Genomic DNA, 17,599 nt, shown 5'->3' with positions numbered 1-17,599 from the left:
TCCAAGAATAAAATCAATCTTTTGTTATCCCGGCCGCTAACTAAGCGAATAATGAACTATATTCATTAGTGACATCTTTATAATTAAGGGGTAATAAATGAATTTTGAAAGTATCCGCGTTAGATACACAGCTATGTTTTGTAGTATTGCAGTCGTGCTTATCGTATCTAATGTAATGAACTTTTCATTGGTTAGTAAAACTGAAAACGGCATGGCGCTATTTGCTCATGAATTTAACCCTGCAATTTCAGCTGTTATCAATGCTGACCGAGACCTATACCAAGCAAGAGCCGCTGAGTTACAAATGCTCATAGGTAATAGCTCCCCTTCTCAAGTAACCGAAAATCAAAAAGACTTCGAAGAAAACGCCCAACAAGCCTACGACCGTATGCAAGAATTTAAGCAATATATGTCGGCTTACCCGGACGTAACTCAAAAACTCAATCAATTTGATACCGCATTTAAAAAATGGGAAAACGCTGCAAAGTCAGTATTTAGTTTGATTAATAGCGGCCAAGTAGAACAAGCTAGGAAGCAAAGTGCAGGTGTTTCGTTAACCAGCTTCAACCAATTAAGAGATTTTTATAATATTGCTGGTGAGGCTGGCGATAACAAAAGCCTCTCTGTGAGCAAAACCATTATAAGCGAAGTCGGAACGACCCAAACGATATTAACCATTTTCAGTATTATCATCATTATTTTAACCTTTACCGCTGGTATTATTGCACCTAAAACGATGGCTGATGCGTTAGAAAACCTTTCAACTCAATTAAAAGCAATCAATAGCGGTAATGGCGACTTAAGCCAACGCATACATAGCAAAAGAAAAGACGAGATAGGCCAAATAGCTAACGAATTTGATAAATTTTTGGATGAGCTAGCCCATTTAATTGGCTCTATTGTTGAGCAGTCAGCTGAAGTGATTACCGGAGTAAGCGAATTAGACTCTGGAGCAAAAGAAATAAAACAAACCAGTAAACAACAAACTGATAACGTAGATATGATAGTGACCGCGGTAAACGAAATGTCATACGCAATTAAGGAAGTGGCAAGTAACGCGAGCTTAACCGCAACTGAAATTGATGTTGTGAATAGTCTAGCTACTGAAGGGAAAACCATAACCAACAATGCAGTAAATGAGATGAAGCAGCTGTCTACTAAAGTAAACAATGCAGCTGAAGTCATTTCTCGCTTATCTGAAAACTCAGCGGATATAGCATCCGTATTAGATGTTATTAGAGGAGTGGCGGATCAAACTAATTTACTTGCACTAAATGCCGCGATTGAAGCAGCTCGAGCTGGTGAACAAGGCCGAGGATTTGCCGTTGTAGCTGACGAAGTAAGAACATTAGCGAGTCGTACACAAGAGTCCACTCAGAACATTCAAGGCATGATAGAAGCATTGCAAATAGGGGTTGAAGAAGCAGTCACCTCAATAAGTGAAGGAAATAGTGCAACAGAATCAACGGTTGCCTTGTCTCAAAAGACGCTTGAGTCTTTGGAGAAGATAAGTGAAGCCTGTGCTAACGTTTCTAACGTTGCGGCACAAACAGCAACGGCAACGGAAGAACAGAGTGTTGTGGCAGAAGACATAAGTGAAAATTTAACTGTGTTATCTGATCACACTCAAGCCAATTTTGATATTGCAGAAAATAATGGTAACCAAGCTAATACAACCATGGCATTAGCTACTGAGTTATCAAATTCAGTCACTCGCTTTAAACTTAGTTAGTCGCCCCTGACAATTTTATGTTTTAATACACGGATGTTTAAAACATAAAGCTTTCAATACCCATATAGCCAATAGTATCAGGTCAAAGGACTTGTTTACTAAACTCAAACAAGAGATTTTCAGTGTGAAACTAGCAAGATTACTTACCCATTTAATGTTCACCATTTCGATTACTTTTACTATTTTCAGTGCACATGCAGTTGACAGTGTTGAAGATGAATATGAACAATTTAATTATTTAAAAAAAATTGATACATGCATTAACAATATAAAAAAGTCTGGTTTATACGACGGAACTCAAGAGCAGCTTAATCAATACTGTAAGGTTGAAACTCTCAAAAAGAGTTTCAAACCCGGTCGATATGCCAAAAGAATTCTTGAAGAAAAAATGACAGAATTCAATCCATTTGTTATCACACCGCATAAGCCAAGTTACATATTACCTGCAACTATAACGGATAACTTTAATCGTGAACCTTATGAGTTTGTTGAAGACTATGCGTTAGGCATGAAAATAGTTGAAGCCAAATACCAAGTCAGTTTCAAAATACCACTTAACTCAGGTGATCTTTTAACCCGAGGCGATGGTTTGTATTTTGGCATGACAATTAAAGCCTGGTGGCAATTGTACTCTAGTGAGATTTCCAAACCGTTCAGAGAAACTAATTATCAACCTGAAATTTTTTACCGTTCACCTCTTCCATGGAAACCGTTTGGTGGCAATATGGGGTACGCTGTATCTTTTGAACATCAATCAAACGGACAAACTCAAATACTTTCAAGAAGTTGGAATCGGATTGTTGGGTCGCTTATTTTTGAAAAAGGTGATTACATGCTGATGTTTAATCCTTGGTATCGAATACCTGAAACGGATAAAACAGACCCTTTATCTTCTAAGGGTGATGACAATCCAGATATTGAAGATTATATGGGTAACTATGAAATGTATGCTGCTTATGCCTTTAATGATCATAATAAAATAACCGTACTAGTACGAAAAAATTGGCGAACAGGTAACGGTGCAATTGAGTTAAATTACACTTATCCTTTACAGAAAAAATTAATAGGAACCATTCAGTACTTTAGTGGCTACGGAGAGAGTATGATCGACTACGATCACAAACAGCAAAAGTTTGGACTAGGTATCGCGCTAACTGAGATATTTTAACCCTCCACTTAGTATAGAAATTGTATAAAAAAAACGAACAGCTGCTTTTATTACAAAGCCATCTGTTCGTTTTTTTATTTGTTCTAATGAAAGTATTACTATTTTAGATAACAAGAAAACTAAAACAATTTAATAAAACAGCAATCGCCATAACCAGCCTGAGTTCAAGTATTCTTCGCAACCTTTTAGCTGTTGCCCGTAGACTCTTGCTCTAGCATCTACTTTTTTAGAGACTTTAACCAACCAAGCTTTTTTGTTGTATGACTTATTGCGATATCCGCCCCAACCTTCGTGATAATTTAAATACTGGTTTTTGGCATCCCATTTCGACACTTTATTTAATCTATACGTTTTAGCTGTGAACCAACCCATAAAATCAATAGCATCCTCAAAGTCATCTCTATCACCCCAGTAATTACCAGACTCTTTAACATACTCTTCCCAGGTTACCGTTTTAGCTTGTGAGTAACCGTATGCGCTGCTCGCTCTTCCATAAGGTATAAATCCTAGAAACCATCTCATTGGAGGCTGAGCGTCGGCTCTAAAGGAGCTTTCTTGATACATCATAGACATAACAACATGAATTGGGGTTCCCCACTTATCTTTCATATCATTAGCGTCATCCCACCAATCGCTCTTTTCCTTAAATATCTCACATATGTTATTGATATTCTTAGGTTGTGGAGTAGTACACCCTAAAATTGAAAGCGTTAGTAGTAAATAAATTGTGATTTTTTTCATATTATAAGAACTTTTTTCAAAAAACCTGTCTAACATAGTGAAAGCAGTATTTTTTTATTCCTTGAAAGTTGTTGTTAGTTTAACGAACATTGATTGATGTTCGTTTTTTTTTGCCTGCGTATTACCCTACTATACAAATATGTCGTGCGTCATGGACTATCGGCTGCGTAAATAATGATAATGAACAACGGCCTATTTCTTAATATTAACAAGTTAGCCAGGTCAGCTTCAGTTAATAAAAATTATACACAAACTAAATTTGGTCACTATCCTAACGTAAAATTAACTAAAATTATTAATTTTTTGTATTTCGTGAACTTTTACCCACAAGCCTGTCTAACGTAGTGAAAGTTGAATTTGTTATTCCCCTGAAAGTTGTTGTTATTATTATCGCGAGCATATTTATATATGCTCGTTTTTTTTGCCTGTAAGGAACAGGTATGTCGTGCGTCATGGATGACAATGAACGACGGCCTACAGGGATGTAGGTATGCTTGGTGGCCATGGAGAGTATAGCTGTAAGCTGTAAGCTGTAAGCTGTAAGCTGTAAGCTGTAAGCTGTAAGCTGTAAGCTGTAAGCCTATCAAGGTAATTTTCAGGCGAAAAATTAAAATAATCTATTTATTTTCTTATTAAATGAACTTTTCTTCATAACCCTGTCTAACATAGTGAAAGTTATTAATTCCCTGAAGTAAAGTTGTTGTTATTATTGTCGCGAGCATTTATATGCTCGCTTTTTTTTGCCTATTTTTTAGGGCTGTTTTTTTAGGGCCATGCATCTTAAATGATCACTGACCTATTTGAATTTTAATCATCCATATTGTTTATATTCATAAACAATAATAATTTATTTTTATTCTGTGAACTTTTCTTCATAACCCTGTCTAACATAGTGAAAGTTGTTATTCCCTTAAAAAAGTTGTTGTTGTTTAAAACGAGCATATTTATATATGCTCGTTTTTTTTTGCCTGTAAGGAACAGGTATGTCGTGCGTCATGGATGACAATAAACGACGGCCTACAGGGATGTAGGTATGCTTGGTGGCCATGGATGGCCAAGGAGAGTATGCCTGTAAGGAACAAAGAAAGTAGTTATGCTTGGTGGCCATGGATGGCCAAGGAGAGTATGCGTAAGGAACAGGTATGTCGTGACTTTTTGTTCGCAGAGAATGGATGACAATAAACGACGGCCTACAGGGATGTAGGTATGCTTGGTGGCCATGGATGGCCAAGGAGAGTATGCCTGTAAGGTATAAAGAAAGTACCTATGCTTGGTGGCCATGGATGGCCAAGGAGAGTATGCGTAAGGAACAGGTATGTCGTGACTTTTTGTTCGCAGAGAATGGATGACAATGAATACCATAAAGAGCAAAGGCCTACAGGGATGTAAGTATGCTTGGTGGCCATGGATGAACAAGGAAAGTATGGCTGTATCGAACAGGGAGGTAAGTATTAATTCTAGATGAAAACAGCAAGTCACCGTAAACAAGCTTTTAACTTGTTTACGGTTATAAATTCACAAAAATAAAGAGGATAAAAACAGCTAACTAATATTTAAAATATTCAGTTAAGAAGTCGTCAAAATTTACGCTATCTGCGTTCTCAACATCTTGTTGATTCTGCAGTGACTTAACCGATTCTTGTTGTAAGAATTCGGCTGAAAATTCACTCGTCTCATTGTTAAGTATTTCTTGTTTGTATTGCTGCGCTAATTGCAGACCAAATACACCATTGTCGGTTTGGGTTGTTTGTAATTTTGACAACACTTTGCCAGACAAGGTATTAGCCGGTTCAGTCACTGATGGTAACGTTGCTTTAATAGCGTCACTGTAATCCGTTTTACCATAATGTGTATCTAACCATGCAGCGATAGTAGTGAAGTCATCAAATATCTCACCTAGCCAATTGCTACGCGATTTAGTTACACCATTGTGGCTTAGTTCTAAATCTGGTTTTCTACCTTCTAATACCACCGCATCTTGGTTCTCTTCAGCTTCTTGCTGCTGAGCATCGGTTAACTCAGTTTCAGAACTTAATAGGCAGTACATCAAGAACACATCTAATACGTGCATTTGCTCAAGAGAAATACCGTAAGGAGAGAATGGATTAACATCAAGCGCTCTTAATTCAACATACATAATGCCACGGTTAGCGAGTGCATCCGTTGGCTTCTCACCTGACTCGGCAATTTGTTTTGGTCTTACTGGCGCATATAATTCATTTTCTATCTGTAAGATATTATGATTAAGCTGCTTATATTCGCCATCAACTTTAACACCAATTTTTTTGTATTCTGCAGACTCGGTATGAATCGCTTTTCTTAGTTTTTCGATATATTGAGTTAATGAACCATATTCAATATTCAACTCTGACTGTGCGCTATTGGTATAACCTAGGTCACTCATTCTTAATGATGTGCCGTTCTTTAAAAATATTGATCCTTTACCAAAAGAATCAAAGTCTAAACCTGTTTCACGGCCTTTTAAGAATGATTTACACATAGCCGGCGACGCGCCGTAAAGATAAGTCACAATCCAAACAAATCGTTTGATGTTACGTACCATGTGCATATATTTTGCAGATTGATAATCCTGACTATCATCGTCAGAACCATCCAATTCTTTTAATACCTGCCAAAACTCAGTTGGTAATGAGAAGTTATAATGAATGCCTGAAATAGCCTGCATCATAGAGCCGTATCTATTTTTTAGACCGGTTCTATAGGTTGATTTCATCTTGCCAACATTTGAATTGCCAAATTGCGCAATCCTGATGTCATCTTCATTATTAATAAAACAAGGCATGCTCATTGGCCATAACACTTCATCACCAATATTTTGGGCGACAAACTTATGCACATCTTTTAATTGAGCAAACGTCGTATTGATATTATTTGAAGGTGGCGTAATTAACTCTAATAACGATTCAGAAAAGTCAGTAGTGACATAAGGGTGAGTTAGGGCTGCTCCCAATGCAATCGGATGATCTAATTGAGATAGTTTACCGTCGGTATTAACCCGTAAGCTCTCTCGCTCAATTCCGCGTTTAATATTATTTATTGCTTTGGTCACTTGGGCTGAAGTTAATCGCTCAAGCTTTTGCTTAATTGTTGTCAATGCGCAACCTTTCCTTACATCTTTAGAATTAATAATAATTACTTTTGCTAAAGATATTCAAACCAATTAGTTTTATATAAGAGCATGTTATGGAGTCTACTATCTATAAAGTAAAGGGTAAATTAAAGATATATTTATATAAATTTCATAACAGAAATAAAAAACCGCTTTTCAGCGGTTTTTGAGATTTAATATCTAAAAGTAACTAATTACTTAAAAATCATTAACATGTGAACGATAAACAGATCTTATCCAACCCACTTACGTGCGTTACGGAACATACGCATCCAAGGGCTATCTTCTTTCCATTCATCTGGGTGCCAAGAGTTAGTTACTGCTCTAAATACACGTTCCGGATGTGGCATCATAATCGTTACACGACCATCGTTAGTGGTTAACGACGTAATACCTTCTGGAGAACCATTTGGATTCGCTGGATAAGTTTCAGTGAATTCACCGTTGTTATCAACATAACGCATGGCAACTAGACCAGAGTCAAGTGCAGCGCTAATATCAGAAGCTTGTGTAAACTCAGCAAGGCCTTCACCATGAGACACAGCGATTGGCATACGAGAACCCGCCATACCCGCAAAGAATACAGAGTCTGACTGTTGGATTTCCACCAAGCTGAAACGAGCTTCAAAACGCTCTGATTTGTTAGTCACAAAACGAGGCCAATGATCAGCGCCTGGAATTAACGAACGTAAGTTAGACATCATCTGACAACCATTACATACACCTAAACTAAAGGTGTTGTCACGGTGGAAGAAGGTTTTAAACTGTTCACTTAACATATCATTAAACAAGATTGATTTAGCCCAACCTTCACCAGCGCCTAATACGTCACCGTAAGAGAAGCCACCACAAGCGACTAAGCCAGTAAAGTCAGCAAGATTCATACGAGATTCTTGTAAGTCACTCATGTGAACATCTACCGCTTCAAAGCCAGCACGATTAAACGCAGCTGCCATTTCAACATGCGAGTTAACGCCTTGTTCACGTAAAATCGCAACTCTAGGTTTAACACCTGTTGATGCATCTTTTGCGATAAACGCAGCCGCTACGTCTTCGTTAATGTCGAATGTTAATTCAACATTTAAACCTTTGTCATTTACATCAAATTTAGCGTCATGTTCTTGTTGAGCACATTCAGGATTATCACGCAGTGATTGCATTTTGAATGTAGTTTCAGCCCAAACCGTACGGTAATGAGTACGAGTATTTTCAAGGACTACTTTGCCGTTAACGGTAAAGCTAATTTTGTCGTCATTATTAACAGAGCCAATAACGTGTGACATTCCAGCTAAACCATTTTCAGCTAATACCGCTAATACCGCAGCTTTATCTGAAGATTTAACCTGAATAACCGCACCTAACTCTTCGTTAAATAATGCCGCAGTTACGTCGCCACCACCTAAGCTACATAAACCCCCAAGCTCAACATTAACACCGGCTTTACCAGCAAATGCCATTTCAGTAACCGTTGAGAATAAACCACCATCCGAACGGTCGTGATATGCCATCACTTTACCGTCACGAATTAAGGTTTGAACGCTGTCGAAGAAGCCTTTTAATGTTTTAGCGTCGTCAACATCTGGCGTTGACGTGCCTAACTCATTATAAACTTGAGCTAAACAGCTCGCGCCCATACGATTTTGCTTATTGCCTAAATCAAGCAAGATAAGTTCTGACTCACCTTTGTCGGTTCTAAGCTGAGGCGTTGCGGTATTACGTACATCTTCAACACGAGCAAACGCAGTAATTACCAATGAAAGTGGTGACGTTACCGACTTGTCTTCATTTGAAGCTTCATCTTGCCACTGAGTTTTCATCGACATTGAGTCTTTACCTACAGGAATGGTTAATTCCAATGCAGGACATAATTCTTCACCAATAGCTTTAACGGCTTCATAAAGACCAGCATCTTCGCCTGGGTGACCGGCTGCGGCCATCCAGTTAGCTGACATTTTAATGCGTTTTAATTCGCCAATATCAGAAGCGGCTATGTTAGTGATTGACTCACCAACCGCCATACGCGCTGATGCACCATAGTTTAACAAGGCAATCGGTGTTCTTTCACCTAATGACATTGCTTCACCGTGGTAAGTGTCCAATGCAGCAGTAGTAACCGCAACATCCGCTACAGGAACTTGCCAAGGGCCAACCATCTGATCACGAGCAACCATGCCAGTAACCGTACGGTCACCAATGGTTACTAAGAAAGTTTTTTCTGCCACAGTAGGTAAACGTAAAATACGCTCTGCTGCGTCAGCCAATTTAATATTGGTTAAATCGAATTCAGTACCCAAAGCTTGAGCAGATTTTACATCACGATGCATTTTAGGAGCTTTACCTAATAAAACATCTAACGGTAAATCAATTGGATTGTTATTAAAGTGCTCATCACTAACGGTTAAGTGACGTTCTTTAGTCGCTTCACCAATAACAGCGTATTGCGCACGTTCACGCTTACATAACTGTTCAAACACTTCTAGGTTTTCAGCAGCAACGGCTATTACATAACGTTCTTGAGATTCGTTACACCAGATTTCTAATGGTGACATGCCCGGTTCATCATTTGGTACATTACGTAACTCAAATTTACCGCCTACTTCAGCGTCATTCACTAATTCTGGGAATGCATTAGAAAGACCACCGGCACCAACATCATGGATAAAGGCAATTGGGTTTTCATCACCTAGCTGCCAACATTTGTCGATAACTTCTTGGCAACGACGTTCCATTTCTGGGTTTTCACGCTGAACCGAGGCAAAATCTAAGTCTTCGTTCGATTGACCTGATGCCATTGAAGAAGCAGCACTGCCGCCTAAACCAATGTTCATCGCAGGACCACCTAACGCAATTAACTTAGCGCCAACTGGAACAATACCTTTTTGAGTATGTTCACGACGAATATTCCCTAAGCCACCTGCAAGCATAATAGGTTTGTGGTAACCACGAACTTCAACACCGTTATGACTATTTACTTTGTCTTCATAAGTACGGAAGTAACCTAAGATATTTGGACGGCCAAATTCGTTATTAAATGCAGCGCCACCAAGTGGGCCTTCCATCATAATATCTAATGCAGTCACAATACGGCTTGGTTTACCGTAATTGATTTCCCAAGGTTGTTCAAAATTAGGAATGCGTAAGTTAGAAACTGAATAACCGCTTAAGCCAGCTTTAGGTTTTGAACCACGACCTGTTGCGCCTTCATCACGTATTTCGCCACCAGAGCCTGTTGCAGCGCCAGGGAAAGGAGAAATAGCCGTTGGGTGATTATGTGTTTCAACTTTCATCAAGATATCAATGCTTTCGTTATGGTACTGATAAGCATTGGTTTCTGGATTTGCGAAAAAACGTCCCGCTTCAGAGCCGTGCATAACCGCTGCATTGTCTTTATAAGCTGAGGTTACATATTCGCTATTGTGTTCAAATGTATTTTTGATCATTTTGAACAAAGACTTAGGTTGATTAACCCCGTCGATTGTCCAATCTGCATTGAATATTTTGTGACGACAGTGCTCAGAGTTTGCTTGAGCAAACATATATAATTCGATGTCGTTTGGATTACGGCCTAACTTGGTAAAGTTCTCAACCAGATAGTCGATTTCGTCATCAGCAAGGGCTAAGCCCATTGTGATGTTTGCTGATGATAACGCTTCACGTCCACCAGATAAAACATTCACAGAAGCAAACGGCTTAGGCGATTCTTCAATAAATAATTGTGAGGCTTGTTGTAAGTCAGTGAACACGACTTCGGTCATGCGGTCGTATAACTCAGCAATCACTAGTTGTTTTTGTTCAGCGGTTAATCCATCAGCCACAACATAATAGGCTATACCACGTTCTACGCGTTTGACACTTTGTAGACCACAGTTATTAGCTATGTTAGTTGCTTTGGTGGACCAAGGAGAGATAGTTCCTGGACGAGGCGTAACTAGTATCAGTTCACCTTCAGGTTCATGCTGGGCGATAGACGGACCATATTTTAACAATGCATTTAACTTAGTTAAATCATCATTAGATAGTTCCGCTGATACGTCAGCAAAATGCGAATATTCCGCATAAATGTCTTTAACATTTAAGCCAATAGACGAAAATGCAGCAAGAAGTTTTTTAACACGAAATTCAGATAAAGCTGGGGCACCACGAAGGATTAACATATGCCAATTCACCATTCATTGATTGTTTTGAAAGGATAAAAAATTAGGCGCGCATTATATACACAATAAACTACAAGATATAGAGCGCAGGCGTAATTAATAAATTGAATAAATAAAAAAACACGATTAGCACAATTTCAAGCAAATCGACCAGATAATTTAACACCTTATTTTCACTTTTTTATAACTAACAAATCTAAGCTTACCCGATAAAGGATTGATCGTAATATAATGGATTTTTTTATTTTTCTAAAATTATGTTTAGTGACTGGCAAATCCAGTTTGTGGTATAAACGCCCCATGAAACAAAAAAACCTTAAATTGCGCACATTCACTTGTGCCTTCAAATCGATAAAAACACGCCTATTATGGGTCGTGTCGCTATTGATTTTGCTTGCTGCTTGCCAGCCGTCAGATAAAAACTCGAAACTACAGCAGATAAAAAAAGCTAACGTATTAAAGGTTGGCATTTTATTTAATCCAACAAGCTATTACGTAGATATCGATACACCAGCTGGATTTGAGCACGACTTAGTGCGAAATTTTGCCAATTACTTAGACGTGGAAATAGAGTTAATTCCGAGTTATCACGTATCTGAGTTATTGCCTAAATTAGAAAATGGCACAGTCGATATTCTTGTTGGCGGATTAGCCCCAACTAAAACGCGTTCTGAAAAATTCAGATATTCGCCGCCATATTTAAACATTTCGCAAAAAGTTGTTTTTAAACAAGGTCGTAAACGTCCAAATTCAATGGAAGATCTGGATGCGCCAATAACCGTGGCAGCACAAACTAGCCACCACGAAAAATTATTGAGCATGGCCGATGAATATCCAAACCTTAAAATTGAAGTCGCTGAGAATTCGGATCCAAACGAAATCTTAGAAATGGTAATGGATGGTACGGTTGATTACACCATTGCTGATTCACACAACTTATCGATTGTTCGCCGTTACTTCCCTGATATTAGTGTTGCCTTTACGGTAGAGAAAAAACAACAACTTAGCTGGTTGTTAAATGACAATTACGATGACTCTTTATACGCAGTCCTAATTGATTTTTTTGGTGAAATGAATCAGTCCGGCGAACTTGTTGCGTTAGAAGATAGGTATTTTGGTCATGTAGAAAAATTCAATTACGTTGATACTCGCTTATTTATGCGCGCAGTTGATAAAGTACTACCTAAGTACAAAGACTGGTTTGAAGTTTACGCTGGCGACATAGACTGGCGTTTACTTGCAGCACAAAGCTATCAAGAGTCTCATTGGGATCCTAAAGCAAAATCACCAACCGGTGTGCGTGGCATTATGATGCTGACACAACCAACGGCAAAACAGTTTGGTGTTGAAAGTCGTTTGGATCCAGAAGATAATATTCGTGGTGGTTCTGTTTATTTAAGAAAGCTTCTTAAACGTATTCCAGATAGAATTTCAGAACATGACAGACCTTGGTTTGCCTTAGCAGCATACAATATAGGTTGGGGTCACGTACAAGATGCACGTAGGCTTACGTCTAAACTTGGTGGTAATCCAGATAAATGGGTAGATGTTAAAAACCAGTTACCTCTGTTACGCCAGAAGCGTTATTACAAAAAAACTCGTTATGGATTTGCTCGTGGCGATGAAGCGGTTAATTATGTTTCAAACATTAGACGCTATTACGATACGTTAGTTTGGATAGATCAAAAAACAACAGAAGATGAGTCTATTGCCAGTAAGAAAAGTGATGCTGTGCAAGAGAATAAGCTTCAACAAGCGCTATAGCGACGGACGATAACAACTTAACGCTGATAAGCGCCTGTTGTTATCGTATTAATCTATTTAAGACTACGCAGAGTTAGGAAGAAAAAGTGTTACGCAGAAGAAGAACTAACAATCTTAAAAAAGTAGGCTTAATGAATACGAGTATGCGCAGACGCGTAGCAAATAGACATAAGACACGCCGATTAGTGCATCGCCGTATAAAACAAATCCCTATGAGTCTAGAAGGCTCTACGATTAATAGAACAGAGAATCAAACAACAGATACGACTACGTCATAGCCGTTATTCTTTATTCTCATCCAATGTATTCTTTAACTTATCTGCTTTCTTTTGCTGACGTCGTTTCTTAAAAAAAGCAGATATAGCCTGACTACATTCTTGTTGTAACACACCAGGTACTACCTCTAGCTGATGATTTAATTTTTCATGGCTCACTATGTTCATCACACTGCCCGCTGCACCGGTTTTTAAATCACTCGCACCAAATACCAACTTATCAATTCGACTATGTACTAAAGCGCCTGCGCACATAGGGCAAGGTTCTAAAGTCACATATAACGTAGAGCCAACTAAACGATAATTATCAACTCTTTGCCCTGCATCTCTAATGGCCATCACTTCAGCGTGAGCCGTTGGGTCGTTCAAGGTGATAGATTGATTCCATCCCTGCCCTATTATTTCGTCATCTTTTACCAGAACGGCACCGACGGGTATTTCGCCCTGCTGTTCAGCTTTACTGGCAAGTTCAATTGCGTATGACATCCACTTAAGGTCTGTATTTAGCTCATCACTCATAAATATCTATTTGTTACTCTTGAAGGCGTGGCCATAAAATTTGGCTAATTAGACTAAAATTCAGTTAATACCACAATGTAATTATCTCATTAATAATTAATACTGTTTATTTTCAATAAGTTAAATTTTGGTACAAATGTTGTTATATGTTGTTACAGTTGTATAAATTTAGGTACTGTTCTAAGTAAAATAAAAGCTACTAAACCGATTTAACAACTTTATAATTAAACCAAACTCGAACCGGCAAAATAATAAAAAGGAATTAACATGGAAACTGCACATTTTATAATTGCATTAGTCGCTATCATTGGTGGCCTAGGTTACTCAGCCTATGCTGAGTATGTAAAATTACAACTTAAACAACAAATATCAAAAACTGATGAAGATACCCAAGCCATTATTAATGAATTAAAACAGCGAATTGAAGTACTAGAGAAAATTGTCACTGATGAAAAATATTTGTTAAAAGATGAAATTAACAAATTAAGCAAAGTGAGCTAACTAAATTATATTTTTGTAATAACAAACCAAGAGTTAACATTATGTCAGGTAACATCGTATTTTTAATCCCTATTGTCGCTATTGTTGGAGGCATTTTACTTTCCGCTTACAAAGCAAATCTTAAAGCTAAAAGTCAAAGCACAGACAACGCCAAAAATATCTCTGAACAATTAAACAAGCAGATTACTCAATTACAACAAGAACTTGCTGAAGTAAAAGAGCGTACCGCTGTGTTAGAAAAAATTGTAACAAGCCAGGATTACGATTTAAAAAATGAGATCAACTCACTATAAATAAACATTTATAACAAGTTTGTTAAGTTAGCTAATTGAATCCATTTAGCTAACTTAATAAATAGATTCAATTAAGGTATATTCACTAAAGGTTCACTTAACAAACGAGAGAAAAATGCAAATTAAAATTAAGCTGTTAATTTTGATATTGTTTTTATCATTAAGCTTAAACCTATATTTTTATCTTAATGTTAATGATCATACCGATTCGTCTAATCAAATAGCCCCGCCGATAACGCCACCTTTAGCGAAAGAGAGTTCTGTAGAACACAATCCTTTTAGCGTTTCTAATGAGCAAAGCATGTCTAACGACGAGCTTTTTCAACAAGCAAATCAGTACTTTAACAAACAAGAATTTGATTTGGCGATTGAAATTTATAGTGACATCCTTGTTCAAGATGATGTATTAGCCGATAAATTATTAAGTTCTTGGTTGCACAGCTTATTCCGTGATTTAAAAAATGATGAACATAAGGTTGTGGCAGAATTCACTCGCTATTTCTTTAATGACAATGCTTATCACATTGGAGTATTACAATTAGAAGCGCAGCGATTTTCACATTTACAGCAATACCAAGCAGCAATAAAGCTGTACAAGGAAATTATCGATAACTCATTTAATATCGAAATTGAACAAAGCAGCGAAAACCAAATTCATCTATTAGCACAAAAACAGTATGCGATATTAAGCCAACAGAGTTTATGGAATGACGTTGTTGAACTCATTGAGCCTTTACTCTTTGATGAGCCTAATTATCCGCCGTATCTGCTTATGCTCAGTAAAGCTAAAATTGAACTGAACCAGTTAACTTCCGCACAAGAAATATTACAGCAATTAAATGAGTTTGATCAATCCTCTGCTCAGGTTGAAGCCTTGTTACAAAAAGTAGAAGATATGATGTTAGGTGAGTCTGCAGTCCCCCTATTAAAGCGTGGCGCTCATTATATTGTTAAAGGACAGTTTGATGCACAAAGTCCAGTAAACTTGATGATAGATACTGGCGCATCCTTATCGGTATTATCCCAAGCCGCTTTTGATAATTTGCCGAGCTGGTTGAACCCTACCTTTAATCGAAAAGTAGAGATGAATACCGCAGGTGGTGTAGTAACTACGTCGGTATATCGTTTCGAGCAATTTCAAATTAGTGGTTATCGAGTAAAATCTATTGAGTTTGCGGTTATGGACTTAGAAAGTATGGATAAAGCAGATGGTTTATTAGGGATGAATTTTCTAAAACACTTTGCTTTTAAAATTGATCAGCAGAACAATCTATTAATACTGGCTGTGAATTAATCCAATTAGGTAAAACTAGATCAAGCTAGGTTAAGTTAAACGCGCTAATAAAAAAACGGAGCATAATATGCTCCGTTTTTATTTTTAACTGATGCTCTAGACTAGCTAGTGATCACAGTTCTAATCGTTATTCCCATTCAATGGTAGCTGGCGGCTTACCACTAATGTCATAAACGACACGAGAAATACCATCAATTTCATTGATAATACGATTAGATACTTTACCTAAGAAATCATAAGGTAAATGTGCCCAATGCGCCGTCATAAAGTCGATAGTTTCTACTGCACGTAAGCTAACAACCCAGTCGTATTTACGACCGTCGCCCATAACGCCAACAGAACGCACTGGTAAAAATACAGTAAACGCTTGGCTTACTTTATTGTATAAATCAGCAGCGTGAAGTTCTTCAATGAAGATATGATCCGCACGACGTAACAAGTCTGCGTATTCTTTTTTCACTTCACCTAAGATACGAACACCTAAACCAGGCCCAGGGAATGGGTGGCGATATAACATGTCGTATGGCAAGCCAAGTTCTAAACCAATTTTACGTACTTCGTCTTTAAACAACTCACGTAAAGGCTCAACTAAACCAAGCTCCATATCATCAGGAAGGCCACCAACATTGTGGTGTGATTTAATCACATGCGCTTTACCCGTTGCAGATGCAGCAGATTCGATTACGTCTGGATAAATAGTGCCTTGCGCTAACCATTTTGCATTGGTTAATTTACTGGCTTCTTCATCAAAAATTTCAACAAATACGTTACCGATGATTTTACGTTTTTTCTCAGGGTCATTTTCTGTCGCTAAACGGTCTAAAAATCTGTCTTCAGCTTTAACGTGGATAATGTTCAAGCCAAATTTATCGCCAAACATGTCCATAACTTGTTCGCCTTCGTTTAAACGAAGTAAACCGTTATCAACAAATACACAAGTTAGTTTTTTACCGATAGCTCTATGTAACAACATAGCCACAACAGAAGAGTCAACACCACCAGATAAACCGAGTACAACTTCGTCGTCGCCAACTTGCTCTTTCATTTTGGCAATCGCGTCTTCAATAATAGTCGCTGACGTCCATAACTTCTCACAAGCACAAATGTTACAAATAAAGTTTTCTAATAATTGTAAACCTTGTTTGGTATGCGTTACTTCTGGGTGGAATTGCACACCATAAAACTGCTTATCTTCATTGGCCATAATTGCATAAGGGCAAGATTCAGTTTTAGCTACTGTAGTGAAGTCTGCAGGGATTGAACTAACTTTATCACCATGACTCATCCATACGTCTAATAACGCATTACCGTCTGCTGTGATTGCATCTTCAATATCTTTAATCAATGGAGATGATTTGATAACTTCAACTTGAGCATAACCAAACTCACGATCATCAGATGTTTCTACTGAACCACCTAATTGCTGTGACATAGTTTGCATGCCGTAACAAATACCAAGCACTGGAATACCAGCGTTAAATACATACTCAGGCGCACGTGGAGAGTCATATTCGGTAACAGACTCAGGTCCACCAGCTAATATAATCCCGTTTGGATTAAAGCCTTTGATTTGTTCTTCGGTAACATCCCAAGCCCATAATTCACAATAAACACCAATTTCACGTACACGACGAGCAATCAATTGAGTGTATTGAGAACCAAAATCTAAAATTAAAATCTTATGCTGGTGAATGTCTTGTTTTACTGACATGTTTTAGCCTTTTTAATTGAACGGTCAGGTAACCCTAAACCTAGTAATAGAAAAGCCGGATATATAATCCGACTTTGTTTAATAATTTTTATGTACAACTTGAAGCTATAGGCTGCAAGTTTTTAGTCTTAAGCTGTAAGCTGTAAGCTGTAAGCCGTAAGCTATAAGCTGTAAGTCTTAAGCTCGCCTCTCGAAACTCGAAACTCGTGACTCGTAGCTCAAGAGCATTGCTGATAACGAGATCAGTCAAACTGGCAAAAAAACATAATTTAATTTCTAATTTATAGCGCCGAATATTTGTTTCAGTTCAAGAAGAG

The 17,599-nt window shown here is 37.9% G+C and carries 12 protein-coding genes; 7 read left to right on the top strand and 5 right to left on the bottom strand.

What is annotated here, in order from left to right:
- The first annotated feature begins 97 nt into the window (after positions 1-97).
- Together BTO11_RS07355 and BTO11_RS07350 are read left to right on the top strand one after the other, a co-directional pair.
- Positions 98-1,732, top strand: a complete 1,635-nt coding sequence (locus BTO11_RS07355; protein ID WP_105051994.1) for a methyl-accepting chemotaxis protein — start codon at positions 98-100, stop codon at positions 1,730-1,732.
- Between the two features lie 124 nt (positions 1,733-1,856).
- Complete coding sequence (locus BTO11_RS07350) at positions 1,857-2,900, top strand: phospholipase A (RefSeq protein WP_105051993.1); 1,044 nt, start codon at positions 1,857-1,859, stop codon at positions 2,898-2,900.
- A 129-nt stretch (positions 2,901-3,029) separates the two neighbouring features.
- Here the strand turns inward: BTO11_RS07350 and BTO11_RS07345 are convergent, their stop codons facing one another.
- The 3 genes from BTO11_RS07345 to purL form a co-directional block, all read right to left on the bottom strand.
- Positions 3,030-3,641 (bottom strand): transglycosylase SLT domain-containing protein, encoded by a 612-nt coding sequence (locus tag BTO11_RS07345; RefSeq protein ID WP_105053693.1) that lies wholly within the window; start codon positions 3,639-3,641, stop codon positions 3,030-3,032.
- A gap of 1,546 nt (positions 3,642-5,187) precedes the next feature.
- Positions 5,188-6,756, bottom strand: a complete 1,569-nt coding sequence (gshA, locus tag BTO11_RS07340; protein WP_105051992.1) for a glutamate--cysteine ligase — start codon at positions 6,754-6,756, stop codon at positions 5,188-5,190.
- A gap of 248 nt (positions 6,757-7,004) precedes the next feature.
- Entirely contained in the window at positions 7,005-10,925 is a 3,921-nt protein-coding gene (gene purL, locus BTO11_RS07335) for a phosphoribosylformylglycinamidine synthase (RefSeq protein WP_105051991.1), read from the bottom strand.
- Between the two features lie 300 nt (positions 10,926-11,225).
- Here purL and mltF point away from each other — a divergent pair, with 300 nt between their 5' ends.
- Both mltF and BTO11_RS16475 read left to right on the top strand, forming a co-directional pair.
- The gene (mltF, locus tag BTO11_RS07330) at positions 11,226-12,689 is read left to right on the top strand and encodes a membrane-bound lytic murein transglycosylase MltF (RefSeq protein ID WP_105051990.1); all 1,464 of its coding nucleotides are present in this window, start codon (positions 11,226-11,228) and stop codon (positions 12,687-12,689) included.
- A gap of 86 nt (positions 12,690-12,775) precedes the next feature.
- The gene (locus tag BTO11_RS16475; protein WP_189620481.1) at positions 12,776-12,967 is read left to right on the top strand and encodes a hypothetical protein; all 192 of its coding nucleotides are present in this window, start codon (positions 12,776-12,778) and stop codon (positions 12,965-12,967) included.
- 3 nt (positions 12,968-12,970) lie between these two features.
- Here the strand turns inward: BTO11_RS16475 and tadA are convergent, their stop codons facing one another.
- Entirely contained in the window at positions 12,971-13,483 is a 513-nt protein-coding gene (gene tadA, locus BTO11_RS07325) for a tRNA adenosine(34) deaminase TadA (protein ID WP_105051989.1), read from the bottom strand.
- Between the two features lie 267 nt (positions 13,484-13,750).
- On the opposite strand from tadA, the gene BTO11_RS07320 reads away from it, so the two are divergent.
- From BTO11_RS07320 to BTO11_RS07310, 3 genes are all read left to right on the top strand, one after another.
- Positions 13,751-13,984 carry a hypothetical protein gene (locus tag BTO11_RS07320; RefSeq protein ID WP_105051988.1) on the top strand — a complete coding sequence of 78 codons (234 nt, stop codon included), beginning with the start codon at positions 13,751-13,753 and terminating at the stop codon, positions 13,982-13,984.
- 41 nt (positions 13,985-14,025) lie between these two features.
- Entirely contained in the window at positions 14,026-14,277 is a 252-nt protein-coding gene (locus BTO11_RS07315; RefSeq protein ID WP_229793321.1) for a hypothetical protein, read from the top strand.
- Positions 14,278-14,392: 115 nt separating this feature from the next.
- Positions 14,393-15,571, top strand: coding sequence for an aspartyl protease family protein (locus BTO11_RS07310; RefSeq protein ID WP_105051987.1), 1,179 nt, complete (start codon positions 14,393-14,395; stop codon positions 15,569-15,571).
- Positions 15,572-15,698: 127 nt separating this feature from the next.
- On the opposite strand, the gene guaA is transcribed toward BTO11_RS07310, so the two are convergent.
- Positions 15,699-17,282, bottom strand: coding sequence for a glutamine-hydrolyzing GMP synthase (gene guaA / locus BTO11_RS07305; protein WP_105051986.1), 1,584 nt, complete (start codon positions 17,280-17,282; stop codon positions 15,699-15,701).
- Positions 17,283-17,599 lie beyond the last annotated feature (317 nt).

Origin of the sequence: Psychrosphaera saromensis, from assembly GCF_002954545.1 — a bacterium.
GTDB classification, from domain to species: domain Bacteria; phylum Pseudomonadota; class Gammaproteobacteria; order Enterobacterales; family Alteromonadaceae; genus Psychrosphaera; species Psychrosphaera saromensis.
Note: the sequence above shows the minus strand (reverse complement) of the source record. Positions and strands in the feature narration are given on the sequence as shown.